Source organism: Streptomyces flavofungini, assembly GCF_041028215.1.
In the GTDB taxonomy this organism is placed as follows: domain Bacteria; phylum Actinomycetota; class Actinomycetes; order Streptomycetales; family Streptomycetaceae; genus Streptomyces; species Streptomyces flavofungini_B.
Genome location: NZ_JASKYR010000036.1, coordinates 1 through 20,970 on the forward strand (window position 1 = coordinate 1; position 20,970 = coordinate 20,970).

The following is a 20,970-nucleotide window of genomic DNA, read 5'->3' on the forward strand; positions in this document are numbered from 1 at the left end:
GGCCGTGCCGGGGGGCGAGAATCAGGAGTCTTCCGCCGAGGGCACGTCCGGCGGCGGGGAGTGCGTTGAAGACAGTGGGGAGCCCGTGACCACGGGCGCCCCGGAAGAGCGACGGGGGCAGGACACATGAGCGAGCACGACGAAGGTGGAGAGCAAGTGAGCGCGGGAACGCCCATCGAGACGCCAGGAGTCCCCGAAGCGGCGATTCCCGAGCTGGTGATCATCTCCGGCATGTCGGGCGCCGGGCGCAGCACGGCCGCGAAGTGCCTGGAGGACCTCGGCTGGTTCGTCGTCGACAACCTGCCGCCCGCCCTGATCCCCACGATGGTGGAGCTCGGCGCCCGCTCACAGGGCAACGTGGCCCGCATCGCGGTCGTCGTCGACGTACGCGGCAGGCGCTTCTTCGACAATCTGCGCGATTCCCTGGCCGAGCTGGAGTCCAAGAACGTCACGCGGCGCATCGTCTTCCTGGAGTCCTCCGACGACGCCCTGGTCCGCCGCTTCGAGTCGGTCCGCCGCCCGCACCCCCTCCAGGGCGACGGCCGCATCGTCGACGGCATCGCGGCCGAGCGCGACCTGCTGCGCGAGCTGCGCGGCGACGCCGACCTGGTCATCGACACCTCCAGCCTCAACGTGCACGAGCTGCGCGCCAAGATGGACGCCTCGTTCGCGGGCGAGGAGGAGCCCGAACTGCGGGCCACCGTCATGTCCTTCGGCTTCAAGTACGGCCTCCCGGTCGACGCGGACCTGGTCGTGGACATGCGCTTCCTGCCCAACCCCCACTGGGTCCCCGAGCTGCGCCAGTACACCGGGCTCAACGAAGAGGTCGCGGCGTACGTCTTCAACCAGCCGGGCGCCAAGGAGTTCCTCGACAGGTACGCGGAGATGCTCCAGCTCATCGCCGCGGGCTACCGCCGCGAAGGCAAGCGGTACGTGACGATCGCCGTCGGCTGCACGGGCGGCAAGCACCGCTCCGTCGCCATGTCGGAGAAGCTCGCGGCGCGCCTGGCGTCCGAGGGCGTGGAGACCGTCATCGTCCACCGGGACATGGGGCGCGAGTGAAGCCGACCCGCCGGACCGTCCGCCTGACCCGTCTGGGCCGTAAGCGGGGCACCCAGCCGAAGGTGGTCGCGCTCGGCGGGGGCATGGGCCTGTCCGCCTCGCTCGCCGCGCTGCGCCGCATCACCGGGGCCGGAGACCTCACCGCCGTCGTCACGGTCGCCGACGACGGCGGCTCCAGCGGCCGCCTCCGCGACGAGCTGGGCGTACTGCCCCCCGGCGATCTGCGCAAGGCGCTCGCCGCGCTCTGCGGCGACGACGACTGGGGCCAGACCTGGGCCCGTGTCATCCAGCACCGCTTCCAGTCCAAGGGCGACCTGCACGAGCACGCGGTGGGCAACCTCCTGATCGTCGCCCTGTGGGAGCAGCTCGGCGACCACGTCCAGGCCCTGGACCTGGTGGGCCGCCTGCTCGGCGCGCAGGGCCGCGTGCTGCCGATGTCGGCCGTGCCGCTGGAGCTCCAGGCCCTGGTCAAGGGCCACGACCCGGCGCGCCCGGAGGAGGTGGACACCGTCCGAGGCCAGGCCACGGTGGCGCTGACCCCGGGCGAGGTCCAGTCCGTGCACGTGGTCCCGCACGACCCGCCCGCCGTCCCCGAGGCGGTCGCCGCCGTCCTCGACGCGGACTGGGTGGTGCTCGGTCCCGGCTCCTGGTTCTCCTCGGTGATCCCGCACCTCCTGGTGCCGGAACTGCTCGACGCGCTCACCGAGACGAAGGCCCGCAGGGTCCTCTCGCTCAACCTCGCGCCGCAACCGGGAGAAACCGATGGCTTCTCTCCGCAGCGTCATTTGGAGGTTTTGGCCCGACACGCCCCTAAACTCGCCCTGGACGTGGTGCTGGCCGACGAGGCCGCCGTGCCCGACCGTGAGTCACTCACCGATGCCGCCAAGCGGTTCGGCGCCACGGTCGAGCTGGCGCCGGTGGCCCGGCCCGACGGGACTCCGAGGCACGATCCGGAGCTCCTGGCAGCCGCGTACGACCGTATTTTTCGGATGCATGGAAGGATCGGCCCATGGCGATGACGGCAGCGGTGAAGGACGAGATCTCCCGGCTCCCCGTCACCCGGACCTGCTGCAGGAAGGCAGAGGTCTCGGCGATCCTGCGGTTCGCGGGCGGCCTTCACCTGGTGAGCGGCCGCATCGTGATCGAGGCGGAGCTGGACACCGCGATGGCGGCACGACGCCTGAAGCGGGACATCCTGGAGATCTTCGGGCACAGCTCGGAACTGATCGTGATGGCCCCCGGCGGTCTGCGCCGCGGTTCGCGTTACGTCGTCCGGGTGGTTGCGGGCGGCGATCAGCTCGCCCGGCAGACCGGCCTCGTGGACGGCCGCGGCCGTCCCATCCGGGGCCTGCCGCCGCAGGTGGTCTCGGGGGCCACCTGCGACGCCGAGGCGGCCTGGCGCGGGGCCTTCCTCGCCCACGGCTCGCTCACCGAGCCCGGCCGCTCCTCCTCCCTGGAGGTGACCTGCCCGGGTCCGGAGGCCGCCCTCGCGCTGGTCGGCGCCGCCCGCAGACTCCAGATCGCCAGCAAGGCGCGTGAGGTGCGGGGCGTGGACCGGGTCGTCGTCCGTGACGGCGACGCGATCGGCGCGCTGCTGACCCGCCTCGGGGCGCACGAGTCGGTGCTCGCCTGGGAGGAGCGGCGGATGCGGCGCGAGGTGCGCGCCACCGCCAACCGCCTAGCCAACTTCGACGACGCGAACCTGCGCCGTTCGGCCCGTGCGGCTGTCGCCGCGGGCGCCCGGGTGCAGCGCGCCCTGGAGATCCTCGCCGACGAGGTGCCGGAGCACCTGGCCGCCGCGGGCCGACTGCGCATGGAGCACAAGCAGGCCTCCCTGGAGGAGCTGGGCGCGCTCGCCGAGCCGCCGCTGACCAAGGACGCCGTGGCGGGCCGTATCCGCCGCCTGCTGGCCATGGCCGACAAGCGCGCCCAGGACCTGGGCATCCCGGGCACCGAGTCCAACCTCTCCGAGGAGCTCGCCGACAACATGGCGGTCTGAGCCCGCCCGGCGGCGGTCCGAGCCCGCCCGGCGGCCGGACACCGCGCCGCCGCGCGCCCCTCGCAGCGTCGTACCCGTCACAGAAGCCGCCGGTCTCCCCTCGGGGCACCGGCGGCTTTCGTATGCCCGTGGCACACGCCTTCACCCGCTGTATTGACATGATCATGCACTGTCACGAGCCTTGCTTCGCGCACACCAGTGCCGCACTACCGCAAGGGGGGCTCATGAGACGAAGAGCGAGCGCGAGATCGATCCTCGCCGCGAGCGCACTGCTCATCGGCGGTCTCGCCGCCGCACCGCAGGCCCAGGCGAGCGGACCCGCAAGGACCCCGGACGCCGACGACCCGGCGGCCGTCAAGGTCTACCAGGCCGATGTCACCAAGAAGCAGATGCCGATCCTGGTCGAGGCGGGCCAGGACGCCCATGAACTCGCCGGCCAGGCGCCCGAGAAGGGCACCGGACGCGTCGAGGTCTATCTGACCGAGGCCCAGGCCAAGGCGGTCGAGCGCCAGGGCGTCGAGCTCAGCGAGCACAAGGTCTCGGCGGCGGCGGAGAAGCGGACCAGGGCCGCGGGGGACGGCGTCTTCCGCCCGTACAGCGGAAAGGGCGGCCTCAAGGAGGAGATCGTCAGGACCGGGCAGGCCAACCCCGGCATCACCAAGGTCGTCTCCATCGGCAAGACGCTCCAGGGCAAGGACATCCTCGCCCTGAAGCTCTCCAGGAACGCCAGGAAGTCCAAGGACGGCTCCAAGCCGTCCACGCTGTACATGTCCAACCAGCACGCGCGCGAGTGGATCACCCCCGAGATGACCCGCCGCCTGATGCACCACTACATCGACAACTACGGCAAGGACAAGCGCGTCACCAAGCTCGTGAACGAGACCGAGCTGTGGTTCGTGCTCTCCGCCAATCCGGACGGCTACGACTTCACGCACGCCGCGGGCGGCAACCGCCAGTGGCGCAAGAACCTGCGCGACATCGACGGCGACGGCAGGATCGCCCCCGGCGACGGCGTCGACCTCAACCGCAACTTCGCCTACAAGTGGGGCTACGACAACGAGGGCTCGTCCCCCGAGCCGTCCTCGGAGACCTACCGCGGCACGGGCCCGATGTCCGAGCCCGAGACCAAGGCGCTCGACGGCTTTCAGAAGCGCATCGGCTTCACCTACGGGATCAACTACCACTCCGCCGCCGAGCTGCTCCTCTACGGAGTCGGCTGGCAGGTCGCCACGCCGACCCCGGACGACGTGCTCTACCGGGCGCTGAACGGCACCCCGGAGAAGCCCGCCGTCCCCGGCTACCACCCGCAGGTCTCCTCCGAGCTCTACACCACCAACGGCGAGGCCGACGGCCACGCGGGCAACGTCAACGGCATCTCGATGTTCACCCCGGAGATGTCCACCTGCCAGACCGCGTCGAACGTCGACCCGAACGATGCCTGGAAGCCCGAGGACTGCGCCTCCATCTTCACCTTCCCGGACGACGAGAAGCTGATCCAGCAGGAGTTCGCCAAGAACGTCCCGTTCGCGCTCGCCGTCGCCGAGACGGCGCTCCACCCGGACCAGCCCGTCTCCGTCACCGGCATCGAGGCCCCGGACTTCACCGCCGACTCCTTCACCACCTCCTCCGCGCGCGGCGGTGACCAGGAGGTCGCCGTGACCGCCCGCAAGTCCGTGCGCGACAAGGAGCTGAAGTACCGGATCAACGGCGGCCGCACGCACGACGAGGGCCTCAGGGCCTGGAAGGGCGGCGAGACCTACGGCGGCGAGGACAACCTCCACTTCGACCAGTACCGCGCGAAGGTCGAGGGCGCGCGCGTGGGCGACAAGGTGGAGGTGTGGTTCACCGGGCGCGGGAAGAAGGGCCGCACCCAGAGCGAGCACTTCACGTACACCGTCGCCGAACGCCCGAAGGGTGACACGCTCGTCGTCGCCGAGGAGGGCGCACCGGCCACCCAGACGCAGAAGTACGTCGACGCCATCAAGGCCAACGGCCGCACCGCCGCCGTCTGGGACGTCGCCAAGCAGGGCGTGCCGCACCCGCTCGGCGTGCTCGCGCACTTCGCCGCGGTCGTCCACTACACCGGCGACCCGGTCCCCGGCGCCCCCACCCAGCTCGCCCTGCGCTCCTACCTCAACGAGGGCGGCAAGCTCATCGAGGCCGGTGAGCGCGCCGGCGGCAACGTCGACCTGGGCGAGGCCCTCACCGACGACTTCGCGCAGTACTACCTGGGGGCGTACGAGCGGCTCTCCGCGCCCGGCGTGAGCAGCTTCGAGGGCGCGGGTGCCCTCGCGAAGGCCAAGACCCCGCTCGGCCCCGCCGAGGGCAACCCGCTCGACAAGGCGGGCCGCTTCACCGTCACCTCCGACAACCTGCCCGCCAAGGAGTTCCCGCAGTTCAAGAGCGCCGCCGCGGGCTCCTACCCCGGGCTCACCAACCCGTACGCGCCCTTCGAGGGCCAGGGCATGGCCTCCGCCACCCACGCCGACCAGGACTACAAGCGCCTCACGCGCACCCTCGACCTGACCGGCGTAACGGCCGCCGACGCGCCGGAGCTGCGGTTCGCCCTGAACTGGAACCTGGAGACCGGGTACGACCACGGGGTCCTCGAAGCGCACACCGTGGGCGCCGACGACTGGACGACGCTGCCCGACAGGAACGGCAACTCCTCCGCCGCCGTGCCCGCCGAGTGCGCGGCCGGGTTCCTGGTCAACCTCCACCCGTTCCTGCGCCACTACCTGACCGTGGGGACCGACGCCTGCACGGCCGCCGGGACCAGTGGCCAGTGGAACAGCTTCACCGGTTCCTCCGGCGGCTGGAAGCCCGTCGCGTTCGACCTGAGTGCCTACGCGGGCAAGAAGGTCGAGGTCTCCCTGAGCGCCATCACCGACCCGTCGAGCGGCGGCCGCGGCCTCTTCGCCGACAACGCCCGGCTCGTCGTCAACGGCACCGCCACCGAGACCGAGGGCTTCGAGTCCTCGCTCGGCTCCTGGACCGCCTCCCCGGCCCCGGCCGGAAGCCCCAATATCACAGGCGACTGGGCGCGCACCGGGGAGCTCTACCGGCCCCACGCGGCCGTCACAGCGCGTGACAGCGTCCTCCTCGGCTTCGGGTTCGAGCACGTACCCGGAAACGCCGAAAGAGCCGCTCTTATGGGCGCTGCCCTGGCACATCTGCGCACCTGACGCTCAGTAATCGGGACGAAGGTCCCGGGGCCCGTACCCCTACTCGGGGGTACGGGCCCTTGTGTCGTCCACAGGCCCCTCTCGATGTCACCTCGGAGGCCTTGGAGAGGTAGGGTCGGAGGCGGTCGGGGACATCCCATACAACTCGCCGGCGTCTAAATCCGGCGTACCAACGAGGAGATCGGTTTCGTGACGATCCGCGTAGGCATCAACGGCTTTGGCCGCATCGGTCGCAACTACTTCCGCGCGCTGCTCAAGCAGGGTGCGGACATCGAAGTCGTGGCTGTCAACGACCTGGGTGACACCGCGACCACCGCGCACCTGCTGAAGTACGACACCATCCTGGGCCGCCTCGAGGCCGAGGTGTCGCACACCGAGGACACCATCACCGTCGACGGCCACACCATCAAGGTGCTGTCCGAGCGCAACCCCGCCGACATCCCGTGGGGCGAGCTCAACGTCGACATCGTGATCGAGTCCACGGGCATCTTCACGAAGAAGGCGGACGCCGAGAAGCACATCGCCGGCGGCGCCAAGAAGGTCCTCATCTCGGCTCCGGCCAAGGACGAGGACATCACCATCGTGATGGGTGTCAACCAGGACAAGTACGATCCTGCCAACCACCACGTCATCTCCAACGCCTCCTGCACCACCAACTGCGTGGCGCCGATGGCGAAGGTCCTCGACGAGAACTTCGGCGTCGTCAAGGGTCTGATGACGACCATCCACGCGTACACCAACGACCAGCGCATCCTTGACTTCCCGCACAAGGACCTGCGTCGCGCGCGTGCCGCCGCCGAGAACATCATTCCCACCACGACGGGTGCCGCCAAGGCCACCGCCCTGGTCCTGCCGCAGCTCAAGGGCAAGCTCGACGGTGTCTCGATGCGCGTCCCGGTCCCGACCGGCTCCGCCACGGACCTGGTCGTCGAGGTCTCCCGCGAGGTCACCAAGGACGAGGTCAACGCCGCGTTCAAGAAGGCCGCCGACGACGGCGACCTCAAGGGCATCCTGTACTACACCGAGGACCCGATCGTGTCCTCGGACATCGTCAGCGACCCGGCCTCCTGCACCTTCGACTCCCTGATGACCATGGTCCAGGAGGGTACGTCGGTGAAGATCCTCGGCTGGTACGACAACGAGTGGGGCTACTCCAACCGTCTGGTCGACCTCACGGTCTTCGTCGGCGGTCAGCTCTAACAGCCAGAGCAGGCACCTCGATGTGAGCACAGGGTTCGTCCCGCGCGATGATGCGCCGGACGGGCCCTGTTGCACGTCAGCGTCAGCCCTCCCAAGGAGTCCAGTAAGTGAAGACGATCGACGCACTTCTCGCCGAAGGGGTCGAAGGCAAGCGGGTCTTCGTCCGCGCCGACCTCAATGTGCCGCTCGCCGACGGCACCATCACCGACGACGGCCGCATCCGCGCCGTCCTGCCGACGGTCAAGGCCCTCGCGGACGCGGGCGCCAAGGTCGTCGTGGCCTCGCACCTGGGCCGCCCCAAGGGCGCCCCGGACCCGGCCTTCTCGCTGCTGCCCGCCGCCGAGCGGCTCGGTGAACTCCTCGGCGCGCCGGTCGCGTTCGCGCAGGACACCGTGGGGCCCGCCGCGCACGACGCGGTGGACGGGCTCCAGCCGGGCCAGGTCGCCGTCATCGAGAACCTCCGCTTCAACGCGGGCGAGACCAGCAAGGACGACGCCGAGCGCGGCGAGTTCGCCGACCGGCTCGCCGCCCTCGCCGACCTCTACGTGGGCGACGGCTTCGGCGCGGTGCACCGCAAGCACGCGTCCGTGTACGACCTCCCGGCCAGGCTCCCGCACTACGCGGGCTACCTGATCGCCACCGAGGTCGGCGTCCTGAAGAAGCTCACCGAGGACGTCAAGCGTCCGTACACCGTCATCCTCGGCGGCGCCAAGGTCTCCGACAAGCTCGCCGTCATCGACGAGCTGCTCGGCAAGGCCGACCGTCTGCTGATCGGCGGCGGCATGGCGTACACCTTCCTCAAGGCGCAGGGCCACGAGGTCGGCATCTCCCTCCTCCAGGAGGACCAGATCCCGGTCGTCACGGAGTACATGGAGCGCGCCGCGAAGAACGGCGTCGAGCTTGTGCTCCCGGTCGACGTCCTGGTCGCCACGGACTTCCCCGATCTGAAGACGAAGGCCCCGGCGGACTTCGAGACCGTCGACGCGGACCAGATCCCCGCGGACATGGAGGGCCTGGACATCGGCCCCAAGAGCCGTGAGCTCTTCGCCGAGAAGATCGCCGACGCCGAGACCGTCTTCTGGAACGGCCCGGTCGGCGTCGCCGAGCACCCCGACTACGCCGGAGGCACGGCCGCCGTCGCGCGGGCCCTGCTCAACTGCGACGGCTTCACCGTGGTCGGGGGCGGCGACTCCGCCGCGGCTGTCCGCAACCTAGGCTTCGACGAGAACGCATTCGGCCACATTTCCACCGGTGGCGGCGCCTCCCTCGAATACCTCGAGGGCAAGACGCTCCCCGGTCTCGCGGCACTGGAGAACTGACACCTGATGACTACGCGCACCCCGCTGATGGCGGGCAACTGGAAGATGAACCTCAACCACCTCGAGGCCATCGCCCACGTGCAGAAGCTCGCCTTCGCCCTGGCGGACAAGGACTACGAGGCCTGCGAGGTCGCCGTCCTGCCGCCCTTCACCGACCTGCGCTCCGTGCAGACGCTGGTCGACGGCGACAAGCTCAAGATCAAGTACGGTGCCCAGGACATCTCGGCGCACGACTCCGGCGCCTACACCGGCGAGATCTCGGGCCCGATGCTGGCCAAGCTGAAGTGCTCCTACGTAGCCGTGGGCCACTCCGAGCGCCGCCAGTACCACAACGAGACCGACGAACTCTGCAACGCCAAGGTCAAGGCCGCGTTCAAGCACGGCCTGACCCCGATCCTCTGCGTCGGCGAGGGCCTGGACATCCGCAAGGCCGGACAGCAGGTCCAGTACACGCTGAACCAGCTCGACGGCGGCCTGAAGGACGTCCCCGCCGAGCAGGCCGAGACCATCGTCATCGCCTACGAGCCCGTGTGGGCGATCGGCACCGGCGAGGTCGCGACCCCCGAGGACGCGCAGGAGGTCTGCGGCGCGATCCGCGGCAGGCTCGCCGAGCTGTACTCCCAGGAGCTCGCCGACAAGGTGCGCATCCAGTACGGCGGCTCCGTCAAGGCGAAGAACGTCGCCGACATCATGGCCCAGCGCGACGTCGACGGCGCCCTGGTCGGCGGTGCGGCCCTCGACCCCGAGGAGTTCGTCAAGATCGTCCGCTTCGGCGAGCAGTGAGTATGCGCTAGCGGCGTTACGACGTACCCTGACGGGGGCCGAAGCTGTCCCGGCGAGTCCCAGGGCCCGCCGCCGGAGCCTTCGGCCCCCGTCGTCGATTTTCAGATCCGAGGAAGTTGGTCCAGCCGTGGTTATGGGGTTCTCGATCGCCCTGATCGTGTTCAGCGCTCTGTTGATGCTGCTGGTGCTGATGCACAAGGGCAAGGGCGGCGGTCTCTCCGACATGTTCGGTGGCGGCATGCAGTCCTCCGTCGGCGGCTCGTCCGTCGCCGAGCGCAACCTCGACCGCATCACGGTCGTGGTCGGTCTGCTGTGGTTCGCGTGCATTGTCGCGCTGGGCCTGCTGATGAAGGCGAACAACTGACGCCAGGCACTGGTCGCTTGTCCGGTGCACGCCCGCGTGCGCGGCTTATCATGGGCTTGCGTCCGGGGGAGGGGTGTAACTCCGCACACTGGACGCGCGTTGGGCCTTACGTAAACTGAGGCGCCCGCAGCAGCACCATCACGCAGGGAGTTACGACCGTGGCAAGTGGCAACGCGATCCGAGGAAGTCGGGTCGGGGCGGGGCCGATGGGCGAGGCCGAGCGCGGTGAGTCCGCGCCGCGACTGCGCATCTCCTTCTGGTGCTCCAACGGACACGAGACGCAGCCCAGCTTCGCCAGCGACGCGCAGGTCCCCGACACCTGGGACTGTCCCCGCTGCGGCTTCCCGGCCGGACAGGACCGGGACAACCCGCCGGACCCGCCGCGCACCGAGCCGTACAAGACGCATCTGGCGTATGTGCGTGAGCGGCGCAGCGACGCGGACGGCGAGGCGATTCTCGCGGAGGCGCTCGCCAAACTGCGGGGCGAGATCTGAGACTTGGCGACCGGCCGGGCACCCACGAGGTGTCCGGCCGGTTTCCTGTTTCGGTACGGGTGCGGACAGACGGCTCCAGATATCTCATACCGCCCGCTGATCGATTAGGTTGGAAAGTGCAGCGGGGCAAGGTACGTACGCGGGTACGAAAGAAGGCTGAAGTCCGAGATGAACGCAGATAGCCGCGCCAGGCTCAATCAGATGCCCGAGTGGACGGCGCTCGCCGCCCACCGCGAGGAGCTCGGGGAGGTGCAGCTGCGTGAGCTGTTCGCCGCGGACCCGGCGCGCGGCACGTCGTACACGCTCCAGGTCGGCGACCTGCACATCGACTACTCCAAGCACCTCGTCACCGACGAGACGCTGCGGCTGCTGCGCGAGCTCGCCGCCGCGACCGACGTGTTCGGGCTGCGGGACGCCATGTTCCGGGGCGAGAAGATCAACACCACCGAGGACCGCGCCGTCCTGCACACCGTGCTGCGCGCCCCGAGCGACGCGGTCGTCCGGGTCGACGGCGAGAACGTGGTGCCCGAGGTGCACGCCGTCCTCGACAGGATGAGCGCCTTCTCGGAGAAGGTCCGCTCGGGGGAGTGGACCGGTCATACCGGCAAGCGCATCAAGAACATCGTCAATGTCGGCATCGGCGGCTCCGACCTCGGCCCCGCCATGGCGTACGAGGCGCTGCGCTCCTTCACCGACCGCGGCCTCACCGTCCGCTTCGTGTCGAACGTGGACGGTGCCGACCTGCACGAGGCCGTGCGGGACCTGGACGCCGCGGAGACGCTCTTCATCATCGCCTCGAAGACGTTCACCACCATCGAGACGATCACCAACGCCACCTCCGCGCGCGACTGGCTGCTCACCGAGCTGAAGGCCGGTCAGGAGGCCGTCGCCAAGCACTTCGTGGCCCTGTCGACCAACGCGGAGAAGGTCGCGGACTTCGGCATCGACACGGACAACATGTTCGAGTTCTGGGACTGGGTCGGCGGGCGCTACTCCTTCGACTCGGCGATCGGCCTCTCCCTGATGATCGCCATCGGCCCCGACCGCTTCCGCGAGATGCTCGACGGCTTCCACCTCGTCGACAAGCACTTCCGCGCGGCGCCCCCGGAGTCCAATGGGCCGCTCCTGCTCGGCCTGCTCGGCATCTGGTACGGCAACTTCCACGACGCCCAGTCGCACGCGGTCCTGCCGTACTCGCACTACCTCTCCAAGTTCACCGCCTACCTCCAGCAGCTCGACATGGAGTCCAACGGCAAGTACGTCACACGGGACGGCGAAGAGGTCGAGTGGCAGACGGGCCCGGTCGTCTGGGGCACCCCGGGCACCAACGGCCAGCACGCCTACTACCAGCTCATCCACCAGGGCACGAAGCTGATCCCGGCGGACTTCATCGGCTTCGCCGAGCCGGTCGCCGACCTGGCCCCCGGCCTGGTCGCCCAGCACGACCTGCTGATGGCCAACTTCTTCGCGCAGACCCAGGCGCTGGCGTTCGGCAAGACGGCCGATGAGGTGCGCGCCGAGGGCGTGCCCGACGAGCTCGTCCCGCACAAGACCTTCAAGGGCAACCGCCCGACCACGACGATCCTCGCCAAGGAGCTGACCCCCTCGGTCCTCGGCCAGCTCATCGCGCTCTACGAACACAAGGTCTTCGTCCAGGGCGCGGTGTGGAACATCGACTCCTTCGACCAGTGGGGCGTCGAGCTCGGCAAGGTCCTCGCCAAGCGTGTGGAGCCCGCCCTGACCGAGGGCGCCGAGGTGCCGGGCCTGGACGGCTCGACCACGGCCCTGGTCGCCAAGTACCGGGGCCTCCGCGGGCGTTGACCGTCACCGGGTGAGTCCCGCCAGGTGTTAATGGGATGCGGGCGCCTCGCCCGGCGGGTGACACTGCTTCGGCTCTGTCATCCGCCGGGAGGGACCCCGCATGGACCGGATTCACGCCGCGCTCGCCGATCCCGAGAGACTCAGGCTGTACGCGCGCATCGTCCTGGACGACCTGCCCCCGCGTGAGGCGGACTCCGCCACCGCCCGCAAGCACCTGGGGCGGCTCATCGCCGCCGGGCTCGTGGAGCGGCAGCCCGACGGCTCGCTGCGGGCCGACGCCGCCGTCTTCCGCCGGGTGCCCGGACCCGTGGACGCCCACCCCACCGTGCCGCGCCGGCTGACCGGCTTCTTCTCGCACGGCCGTCTGACGGCCATCCCCGTGCGCCCCGTGGTCCGCCACGAGCTTCTGGTCCACCTCACGGACACCCTCTTCGAGACCGACCGCGCCTACAGCGAGGGCGAGGTCAACGAAGCCTTCCGTACCGTCCACGACGACACCGCCGCGCTCCGGCGGTACTGCGTGATCGACGGCCTCCTCGTCCGCGCACAGGACGGCAGCAGCTACCGCCGCGCCACGTTCGCCCACGCGTAGAGCCCCGCACCGGAACGGTGCGGGGCTCTGGTGCGGGTGACCGCTAGCGGAGACCGGCGGGCAGCTTCGAGGCCGCCGCCTCGTCGAGCAGCCACAGGGTGCGGGAGCGGCCGTACGCGCCGGACGCGGGGGCCCGCACCTCGTCGGTGCCCGGCGCCAGGGCGGTGGCCGCCGCCTCGGCCTTGTCCTCGCCCGCGGCGAGCAGCCACACCTCGCGCGCGGCCCGGATCGCCGGGAGCGTGAGCGAGATACGGGTGGGCGGCGGCTTCGGCGCGTCCTGCACGCCGACGACCATGCGCTCCGTCTCGCGCACCCCGGGGAGCCCGGGGAAGAGCGAGGCGACGTGCGTGTCGGGGCCGACGCCGAGCATCAGGACGTCGAAGGACGGCACGGAGCCGTGATCGTCCGGGCCCGCCGCGGCGGCGAGTTCCGCGGCGTAGACCTCGGCCGCGGCGTCCGCTTCGTAGGGGCCGTCCGAGGCGGGCATCGGGTGCACCCGCGCCGGGTTGAGCGGCACCGCGTCGAGCAGGGCCTCGCGGGCCTGGGTGTGATTGCGCTCGGGGTCGCCGTCGGGCAGGAACCGCTCGTCGCCCCACCACAGGTCGAGCCGCGACCAGTCGACCGCGTCCCGCGCGGGGGACGCGCCGAGGGCCGCGAGCAGGCCGTTGCCGTTGCGTCCGCCGGTGAGGACCACCGACGCGGAGCCCCTGGCGGACTGCGCGTCGATGATCTTCGTGATGAGGCGGGCCGCGGCGGCCTGGGCCATCAGCTCCTTGTCGCGGTGGACGACGAGCTGCGGCGCCCCGGTCACTTGGCGGCCGCCTTCTTCGCGGGCGCCTTCTTGGCCGGTGCCTTCTTGGCCTCGGGCGCCTCGGCGGCGTCCTTCTCCCGCCCGGCCTCCGTCACCGGTCCGGACGGCTCACCGAGGCGCTCGACGCCGTACTTCAGCGCCGCTTCGTAGGTGTCGTCCGGGTCGAGGCGCCGCAGCTCCTCGGCGATCAGCTCGGCCGTCTCGCGGCGCTTGAGCGCCACCGCGCGGTTGGGCTGGCCCTCGATGTGGAGCGTGGCGAGCGAGCCGTCGGCCCGGTCGAGCACGATGGGCCCGCAGTCGGTCTCCATCCGCACACCGGTCAGACCGGGCCCGGGGGAGAGCGCGCGCTTCACGGGGACGCCGAGCCGGTCCGCGAGCCACATGGCGAGCAGCTCGCAGCTCGGGTTGAACTCCTCGCCGTCCACCTGCACCGACTGCACCTTGCAGGAGATCTGGTCCAGGGCCGCGGCGAGCATCGAGCGCCAGGGGGTGATGCGGGTCCAGGCCAGGTCCGTGTCGCCGGGGTGGTAGGCGGCGGCGCGGGCGGTCAGCTCCTCGATGGGGTGCTCGGCCGCGTAGGTGTCCGTGACGCGCCGCTGGGCCAGGGCGCCGAGCGGGTCGTTCGCGGGGTCCAGCGGGGCGTTCACGGGCCACCAGACGACCACGGGGGCGTCGGGCAGGAGCAGCGGCAGCACCACCGACTGGGCGTGGTCGATGACCTCGCCGTACAGCCTGAGGACCACCGTCTCGCCGGTGCCCGCCTCGACGCCGACGCGGACCTCGGCGTCCAGGCGCGAGCTGGTGCGGTCGCGCGGCGAGCGCGCGGCGCGCTTGATCACCACGAGGGTGCGCGAGGGGTGCTCGCGGGACGCGTCGTTGGCCGCCTTCAGGGAGTCGTAGGCGTTCTCCTCGTCGGTGACGATGACGAGGGTGAGGACCATGCCGACGGCCGGGGTGCCGATCGCGCGGCGGCCCTGTACGAGCGCCTTGTTGATCTTGCTGGACGTGGTGTCCGTAAGGTCGATCTTCATGGCCGACGCCAGCTCCGTCCGTCTCGTGCGAGCATTTCGTCCGCCTCGGTCGGGCCCCAGGTGCCTGCCGGGTACTGCGCGGGCTTGCCGTGCTTGTCCCAGTACTCCTCGATCGGGTCGAGGATCTTCCAGGACAGCTCGACCTCCTCCGTGCGCGGGAAGAGGTTGGCGTCGCCGAGCAGGACGTCCAGGATCAGGCGCTCGTACGCCTCCGGGCTCGACTCGGTGAAGGACTCGCCGTACGCGAAGTCCATCGACACGTCCCGGATCTCCATCGAGGTACCGGGCACCTTGGAGCCGAAGCGGACCGTGATGCCCTCGTCGGGCTGGACGCGGATGACGATCGCGTTGTGCCCGAGCTCCTCGGTCGCGGTGTGGTCGAAGGGGGAGTGGGGGGCGCGCTGGAAGACGACCGCGATCTCGGTGACGCGGCGGCCGAGGCGCTTGCCCGTCCGCAGGTAGAAGGGCACGCCCGCCCAGCGGCGGTTGTCGACCTCCAGCTTGACGGCCGCGTAGGTGTCGGTCTTCGACTTGGGGTCGATGCCCTCTTCCTGGAGGTAGCCGACGGCCTTCTCGCCGCCCTGCCACCCCGCGGCGTACTGCCCGCGGACCGTGCTGCGGCCGAGGTCCTTGGGGAGCCGGACGGCACCGAGGACCTTCGCCTTCTCGGCGACGAGCGCGTCCGCGTCGAAGGAGGCGGGCTCCTCCATCGCGGTCAGCGCCATGAGCTGGAGCAGGTGGTTCTGGATGACGTCGCGGGCGGCGCCGATGCCGTCGTAGTAGCCGGCGCGGCCGCCGATGCCGATGTCCTCGGCCATCGTGATCTGGATGTGGTCCACGTAGGACCGGTTCCAGATCGGCTCGAACATCTGGTTGGCGAAGCGCAGCGCCAGGATGTTCTGGACGGTCTCCTTGCCGAGGTAGTGGTCGATCCGGAACACCTGGTCCGGGGCGAACACCTCGTGCACGATCGCGTTCAGCTCCTGGGCGGAGGCCAGGTCGTGGCCGAACGGCTTCTCGATGACCGCGCGGCGCCAGGCGCCCTTGGGCGCGTCGGCGAGGTCGTGCTTCTTGAGCTGCTGGACGACCTGGGGGAAGAACTTCGGGGGCACCGAGAGGTAGAAGGCGAAGTTGCCGCCGGTACCCTGGGCCTTGTCCAGCTCCTGGATGGTGGCCTTGAGCTGCTCGAAGGCCGCGTCGTCGTCGAAGTTGCCCTGGACGAAGCGCATGCCCTGGATGAGCTGCTGCCAGACCTCCTCGCGGAACGGCGTCCGCGCGTGCTCCTTGACCGCGTCATGGACGACCTGGGCGAAGTCCTCGTCCTCCCAGTCGCGGCGGGCGAAGCCGATGAGCGAGAAGCCCGGCGGCAGGAGACCCCGGTTGGCGAGGTCGTAGACGGCGGGCATCAACTTTTTACGGGACAAATCGCCCGTGACGCCAAAAATGACCAGGCCCGACGGCCCCGCGATACGCGGGAGCCGTCGGTCTGCGGCGTCACGCAGCGGATTGCTGCTTGACAAAGTGGGTCAGCCCTTCGAAGGAGCGAGGCGCTTGAGCTCGGCCTCGGTCGACTTGAGCAGGTCGGTCCAGGAGGCCTCGAACTTCTCGACGCCCTCGTCCTCGAGGAGCTGCACGACCTCGTCGTACGAGATGCCGAGCTTCTCCACGGCGGCGATCTCCGACCGGGACTGGTCGTAGGTGCCCGCGATGGTGTTGCCGGTGATGTTCCCGTGGTCGCCGGTGGCTTCCAGGGTCGCCTCCGGCATGGTGTTCACCGTGTTCGGCGCGACCAGCTCCTCGACGTACATGGTGTCCTTGTACGACGGGTCCTTGACGCCGGTCGAGGCCCACAGCGGACGCTGCTTGTTGGCCTGCGCCTTGTCGAGCGCGGCCCAGCGGTCGGAGGAGAAGACCTCCTCGTAGGCCTCGTAGGCGAGGCGGGCGTTGGCGAGCGCGGCCTTGCCCTTGAGGGCCTTGGCCTCGTCCGTGCCGATGCCGTCGAGCCGCTTGTCGATCTCGGTGTCCACGCGGGACACGAAGAAGGACGCCACGGAGTGGATCTTGGAGAGGTCCAGGCCGCGCTCCTTGGCCTTCTCCAGGCCCGCGAGGTAGGCGTCCATGACCAGGCGGTAGCGCTCGAGCGAGAAGATCAGCGTGACGTTGACGCTGATGCCGAGGCCGATGACCTCGGTGATCGCGGGGATGCCCGCCTGGGTGGCCGGGATCTTGATGAGCGTGTTGGGCCGGTCGACCAGCCAGGCGAGCTGCTTGGCCTCGGCGACGGTGGACTTGGTGTTGTGCGCCAGGCGCGGGTCGACCTCGATCGACACCCGGCCGTCCTGGCCGCCCGTCGCGTCGAAGACGGGGCGCAGGATGTCGGCGGCGTCACGCACGTCCGCCGTCGTGATCATCCGGATGGCTTCCTCGACGGTGACCTCGCGGGCCGCGAGGTCGGAGAGCTGCTGGTCGTAACCGTCGCCCTGCGAGATGGCCTTCTGGAAGATCGAGGGGTTGGTGGTGACGCCCACGACGTGCTGCTGGTCGATCAGCTCGGCGAGGTTGCCGGACGTGATCCGCTTGCGCGACAGGTCGTCCAGCCAGATCGCGACGCCTTCTTCGGAGAGGCGCTTGAGTGCGTCTGTCATGGAAATTACATCTCCTACTTGGTCGTATATGGGCGTCAGCGCTGAGCGGCGGCGATCGATTCCCGCGCCGCCTCGGCCACCTTGTCGGCGGTGAATCCGAACTCACGGAAGAGCACCTTCGCGTCCGCGGAGGCACCGAAGTGCTCCAGGGAGACGATGCGGCCCGCGTCACCGACGAACCGGTGCCAGGTCAGGCCGATGCCCGCCTCGACCGCCACGCGCGCCTTCACCGAGGGCGGCAGCACGCTGTCGCGGTACCCCTGCTCCTGCTCCTCGAACCACTCGACCGACGGCATCGAGACGACCCGGGTCGGGACGCCCGCCGCCTGGAGCTGCTCGCGCGCCTCGACGGCGAGCTGCACCTCGGAGCCGGTGCCGATGAGGATGACCTCCGGCGTGCCGCCATCGGCCTCGAACAGGACGTAGCCGCCCTTGGCGGCGTCCTCGTTGCGCTCGTACGTCGGCACGCCCTGGCGGGTCAGCGCGAGGCCGTGCGGGGCGCCCACGCCGAACTCCTTGGTGTAGCGCCGCAGGATCTCGCGCCAGGCGATGACGGTCTCGTTGGCGTCGGCCGGACGGACCACGTTCAGGCCCGGGATGGCGCGCAGCGAGGCCAGGTGCTCGACCGGCTGGTGCGTCGGGCCGTCCTCACCGAGGCCGATGGAGTCGTGCGTCCACACGTACGTCACCGGCAGGTGCATGAGGGCGGACAGCCGGACGGCGTTGCGCATGTAGTCGGAGAACACCAGGAAGGTGCCGCCGTAGATGCGGGTGTTGCCGTGCAGCGCGATGCCGTTCATCTCCGCGGCCATCGAGTGCTCGCGGATGCCGAAGTGGACCGTACGGCCGTACGGGTCGGCGCCCGGGAGCGGGTTGCCCTCGGGGAGGAACGACGACGTCTTGTCGATCGTGGTGTTGTTCGAGCCCGCGAGGTCGGCGGAGCCGCCCCACAGCTCGGGGATGACCCCGCCGAGCGCCTGGAGGATCTTGCCGGACGCGGCGCGGGTGGCGACCGCCTTGCCGGTCTCGAACTCCGGGAGCTTCTCCTCCCAGCCGTCGGGCAGCTCGCCCTTGGCCACGCGGTCGAACTCGGCGGCGCGCTCGGAGTTGGCCGAGCGCCAGTCGGCGAAGCCCTTCTCCCACTCCTTCTTGGCCTCGGACCCGCGGTCCAGGGCCTTGCGGGTGTGCGCGATGACCTCGTCGGAGACCTCGAAGGTCCGCTCGGGGTCGAAGCCCAGGACGCGCTTGGTGGCGGCCACCTCCTCGTCGCCGAGCGCCGAGCCGTGCGCGGCCTCGGTGTTCTGCGCGTTCGGGGCGGGCCAGGCGATGATCGAGCGCATCGCGATGAAGGACGGGCGCCCGGTCTCGGCCTTGGCGGCCTCGATCGCGGCGTAGAGGGCGGCCGGGTCGAGGTCGCCGTTCTCCTTGGGCTGCACGCGCTGGACGTGCCAGCCGTAGGCCTCGTACCGCTTGAGGGTGTCCTCGGAGATCGCGGTCTCCGTGTCGCCCTCGATCGAGATGTGGTTGTCGTCCCACAGCAGGATCAGATTGCCGAGCTTCTGGTGCCCGGCCATCGAGGAGGCCTCCGCGGAGATGCCCTCCTGGAGGCAGCCGTCACCGGCGATGGCGTAGATGAAGTGGTCGAACGGGGAGGAGCCGGGGGCCGCCTCCGGGTCGAAGAGGCCGCGCTCGTAGCGGGCGGCCATCGCCATGCCCACGGCGTTCGCGACGCCCTGGCCCAGCGGGCCCGTCGTCGTCTCCACGCCCGTGGTGTGGCCGTACTCCGGGTGGCCCGGGGTCTTCGAGCCCCAGGTGCGGAACGCCTTGAGGTCATCGAGCTCCAGGCCGAATCCGGCCAGGTAGAGCTGGATGTACAGGGTCAGGGACGAGTGGCCCGCGGAGAGGACGAACCGGTCGCGGCCGGTCCAGTCGGCGTCCGCCGGGTCGTGTCGCATCACCTTCTGGAAAAGGGTGTACGCGGCGGGCGCGAGGCTCATGGCCGTACCGGGATGGCCGTTGCCGACCTTCTGTACGGAATCCATGGCCAGGACGCGAGCGGTGTCCACGGCTCGCTGGTCCAGTTCGGTCCACTCGAGGTCTGTGGTGGTCGGCTTGGTGCTCACCCTGAGTCAGGGCTCCTCTCCACATGTCGAATACCGGCGATGACGATCTCACCGGCCGTAGTCGAGCCTACCGCTGCTAAGGCGTGCATTTTTTCGACTCATTCCAGACTGCCGGGACAACCGGGTATCCGCCTCCTGAAAGGAATAGACGGCGATTCGCCATGTGAATACGGAAGCGCTCATGTGACCGCTCAAAGGACTCTCCGTATCGCTCATGTGTCCGCTCAAAGGACAGCCGATACCGCTCACGTGACTCCCCGGCGGACACCCCGTACCCCGGGGCGCGACGGTCAACACGACCCCACCCCCGCGAAGAGCGAGGTATGGGCAACGTCTACAGTGGCGTGGTACGCGCGAGCCTTTACCGGATCTTCATGTCAGAAGGCGCAGGTCGGCTCGCTGGGATGTCTCTGTCAGGGGTGTGCGTGACGGCCGTTGAATCCCGTCCAGCGGGGGTTTCCGGGACGGAACTTAGCCCGAGCCATCGGCCGTTCGGGGCCCGTGTCAAGGCGTTCGTGGCGCTGACCAAGCCGCGGATCATCGAACTCCTCCTCATCACCACCGTTCCGGTGATGTTCCTCGCCGAGCAGGGCGTGCCCGACCTGTGGCTGGTCCTCGTGACCTGCGTGGGCGGCTACCTCTCGGCGGGCGGCGCCAACGCGCTCAACATGTACATCGACCGGGACATCGACGCCCTGATGGACCGCACGTCGCAGCGGCCCCTGGTGACCGGCATGGTGAGCCCGCGCGAGTGCATGGTCTTCGGCATCACTCTCGCGGTCGTGTCGACGCTGCTCTTCGGCCTCGCCGTGAACTGGCTCTCCGCCTGGCTCTCGCTCGGCGCGCTGCTCTTCTACGTGGTCGTCTACACGATGATCCTCAAGCGGCGCACCTCCCAGAACATCGTCTGGGGCGGCATCGCGGGCTGCCTGCCGGTGCTCATCGGCTGGTCGTCGGTCACGAACTCCATGTCGTGGGCGCCCGTCATCCTCTTCCTGGTCATGTTCTTCTGGACGCCGCCGCACTACTGGCCGCTGTCCATGAAGGTGAAGGAGGACTACGCGCGCGTGGGCGTGCCGATGCTGCCGGTCATCGCCTCGAACAAGGTGGTCGCCCGTCAGATCGTCCTCTACAGCTGGGTCATGGTCGCCGTCTCCCTGCTGCTCCAGCCGCTCGGCTACACCGGCTGGTTCTACACCGCGGTGGCGCTGGTGACCGGCGGCTGGTGGCTCTGGGAGGCGCATGGACTCCAGAACCGCGCCAAGGCGGAGGCGACCGGCGGCAAGCTCAAGGAGATGCGGCTCTTCCACTGGTCCATCACCTATGTCTCGCTGCTCTTCGTGGCCGTGGCGGTGGACCCCTTCCTGCGCTGAGGGCCTGGCCTCCTCGCTCTTCCCGACGGGCGGGGMRGCTSGCCAAGGAGATCGGCGCCTTCGCGCGGGCGCACGGCGGGGCCGAGGGGCAGCTCGCCTACATCGGGCACGAGGGCACCCGCATCGTCCTCGTCGGCGAGGACGGCGGCTGGGGCGACCTGGTGGCGC

At 69.9% G+C, this 20,970-nt stretch carries 17 protein-coding genes; 12 read left to right on the plus strand and 5 right to left on the minus strand.

The window, feature by feature from the left end:
* Positions 1 to 126: 126 nt before the first annotated feature.
* The 11 genes from rapZ (at position 127) to AB8Z36_RS04745 (ending at position 12,819) form a co-directional block, all read left to right on the plus strand.
* A complete protein-coding gene (gene rapZ / locus AB8Z36_RS04695) occupies positions 127 to 1,062 on the plus strand; it encodes an RNase adapter RapZ (protein WP_369211882.1) in 936 nt (311 codons plus the stop codon).
* Positions 1,059 to 2,081 carry a gluconeogenesis factor YvcK family protein gene (locus tag AB8Z36_RS04700; RefSeq protein WP_369211883.1) on the plus strand — a complete coding sequence of 341 codons (1,023 nt, stop codon included), beginning with the start codon at positions 1,059 to 1,061 and terminating at the stop codon, positions 2,079 to 2,081. The genes rapZ and AB8Z36_RS04700 overlap by 4 nt, the downstream gene beginning before the upstream one ends.
* Positions 2,072 to 3,061: a DNA-binding protein WhiA gene (gene whiA / locus AB8Z36_RS04705; protein WP_369211884.1), complete on the plus strand. Its 990-nt coding sequence runs from the start codon at positions 2,072 to 2,074 to the stop codon at positions 3,059 to 3,061. The genes AB8Z36_RS04700 and whiA overlap by 10 nt, the downstream gene beginning before the upstream one ends.
* 224 nt (positions 3,062 to 3,285) lie before the next feature.
* Positions 3,286 to 6,246 (plus strand): M14 family metallopeptidase, encoded by a 2,961-nt coding sequence (locus tag AB8Z36_RS04710; RefSeq protein WP_369211885.1) that lies wholly within the window; start codon positions 3,286 to 3,288, stop codon positions 6,244 to 6,246.
* A gap of 189 nt (positions 6,247 to 6,435) precedes the next feature.
* Positions 6,436 to 7,446 carry a type I glyceraldehyde-3-phosphate dehydrogenase gene (gap, locus tag AB8Z36_RS04715; protein WP_369211886.1) on the plus strand — a complete coding sequence of 337 codons (1,011 nt, stop codon included), beginning with the start codon at positions 6,436 to 6,438 and terminating at the stop codon, positions 7,444 to 7,446.
* 107 nt (positions 7,447 to 7,553) lie between these two features.
* A complete protein-coding gene (locus AB8Z36_RS04720; RefSeq protein WP_369211887.1) occupies positions 7,554 to 8,765 on the plus strand; it encodes a phosphoglycerate kinase in 1,212 nt (403 codons plus the stop codon).
* A 6-nt stretch (positions 8,766 to 8,771) separates the two neighbouring features.
* Positions 8,772 to 9,548 carry a triose-phosphate isomerase gene (gene tpiA / locus AB8Z36_RS04725; RefSeq protein ID WP_369211888.1) on the plus strand — a complete coding sequence of 259 codons (777 nt, stop codon included), beginning with the start codon at positions 8,772 to 8,774 and terminating at the stop codon, positions 9,546 to 9,548.
* Between the two features lie 133 nt (positions 9,549 to 9,681).
* Positions 9,682 to 9,912 carry a preprotein translocase subunit SecG gene (secG, locus tag AB8Z36_RS04730; protein ID WP_150166510.1) on the plus strand — a complete coding sequence of 77 codons (231 nt, stop codon included), beginning with the start codon at positions 9,682 to 9,684 and terminating at the stop codon, positions 9,910 to 9,912.
* Between the two features lie 158 nt (positions 9,913 to 10,070).
* A complete protein-coding gene (locus AB8Z36_RS04735; RefSeq protein ID WP_003957010.1) occupies positions 10,071 to 10,406 on the plus strand; it encodes an RNA polymerase-binding protein RbpA in 336 nt (111 codons plus the stop codon).
* A 168-nt stretch (positions 10,407 to 10,574) separates the two neighbouring features.
* Complete coding sequence (gene pgi / locus AB8Z36_RS04740; RefSeq protein WP_369211889.1) at positions 10,575 to 12,227, plus strand: glucose-6-phosphate isomerase; 1,653 nt, start codon at positions 10,575 to 10,577, stop codon at positions 12,225 to 12,227.
* 307 nt (positions 12,228 to 12,534) lie between these two features.
* Positions 12,535 to 12,819: a DUF2087 domain-containing protein gene (locus tag AB8Z36_RS04745; protein ID WP_369211895.1), complete on the plus strand. Its 285-nt coding sequence runs from the start codon at positions 12,535 to 12,537 to the stop codon at positions 12,817 to 12,819.
* A 43-nt stretch (positions 12,820 to 12,862) separates the two neighbouring features.
* On the opposite strand, the gene pgl is transcribed toward AB8Z36_RS04745, so the two are convergent.
* From pgl to tkt, 5 genes are read right to left on the minus strand one after another with little or no spacing between them, the layout of a single operon-like run.
* A complete protein-coding gene (gene pgl, locus AB8Z36_RS04750) occupies positions 12,863 to 13,630 on the minus strand; it encodes a 6-phosphogluconolactonase (RefSeq protein ID WP_369211890.1) in 768 nt (255 codons plus the stop codon).
* Positions 13,627 to 14,661, minus strand: coding sequence for a glucose-6-phosphate dehydrogenase assembly protein OpcA (gene opcA / locus AB8Z36_RS04755; RefSeq protein WP_369211891.1), 1,035 nt, complete (start codon positions 14,659 to 14,661; stop codon positions 13,627 to 13,629). The genes pgl and opcA overlap by 4 nt, the downstream gene beginning before the upstream one ends.
* Positions 14,658 to 16,181, minus strand: a complete 1,524-nt coding sequence (gene zwf / locus AB8Z36_RS04760) for a glucose-6-phosphate dehydrogenase (protein ID WP_369211892.1) — start codon at positions 16,179 to 16,181, stop codon at positions 14,658 to 14,660. Before zwf ends, opcA begins: the two co-directional genes overlap by 4 nt.
* A gap of 6 nt (positions 16,182 to 16,187) precedes the next feature.
* The gene (tal, locus tag AB8Z36_RS04765; protein ID WP_369211893.1) at positions 16,188 to 17,306 is read right to left on the minus strand and encodes a transaldolase; all 1,119 of its coding nucleotides are present in this window, start codon (positions 17,304 to 17,306) and stop codon (positions 16,188 to 16,190) included.
* A gap of 35 nt (positions 17,307 to 17,341) precedes the next feature.
* Complete coding sequence (gene tkt, locus AB8Z36_RS04770; RefSeq protein WP_369211894.1) at positions 17,342 to 19,429, minus strand: transketolase; 2,088 nt, start codon at positions 19,427 to 19,429, stop codon at positions 17,342 to 17,344.
* A 419-nt stretch (positions 19,430 to 19,848) separates the two neighbouring features.
* Between tkt and AB8Z36_RS04775 the strand changes: the two genes are divergently transcribed.
* Positions 19,849 to 20,802 carry a heme o synthase gene (locus AB8Z36_RS04775; protein WP_369211896.1) on the plus strand — a complete coding sequence of 318 codons (954 nt, stop codon included), beginning with the start codon at positions 19,849 to 19,851 and terminating at the stop codon, positions 20,800 to 20,802.
* The last annotated feature ends 168 nt before the right edge of the window (positions 20,803 to 20,970 follow it).

Coding starts and splice junctions, on each gene's coding strand:
- pgi (WP_369211889.1), top strand. CDS start 10,575: ATGAACGCAGATAGCCGCGCCAGGCTCAATCAGATGCCCGAGTGGACG.
- tal (WP_369211893.1), bottom strand. CDS start 17,306: ATGACAGACGCACTCAAGCGCCTCTCCGAAGAAGGCGTCGCGATCTGG.
- tpiA (WP_369211888.1), top strand. CDS start 8,772: ATGACTACGCGCACCCCGCTGATGGCGGGCAACTGGAAGATGAACCTC.
- opcA (WP_369211891.1), bottom strand. CDS start 14,661: ATGAAGATCGACCTTACGGACACCACGTCCAGCAAGATCAACAAGGCG.
- whiA (WP_369211884.1), top strand. CDS start 2,072: ATGGCGATGACGGCAGCGGTGAAGGACGAGATCTCCCGGCTCCCCGTC.
- rapZ (WP_369211882.1), top strand. CDS start 127: ATGAGCGAGCACGACGAAGGTGGAGAGCAAGTGAGCGCGGGAACGCCC.
- secG (WP_150166510.1), top strand. CDS start 9,682: ATGGGGTTCTCGATCGCCCTGATCGTGTTCAGCGCTCTGTTGATGCTG.
- AB8Z36_RS04710 (WP_369211885.1), top strand. CDS start 3,286: ATGAGACGAAGAGCGAGCGCGAGATCGATCCTCGCCGCGAGCGCACTG.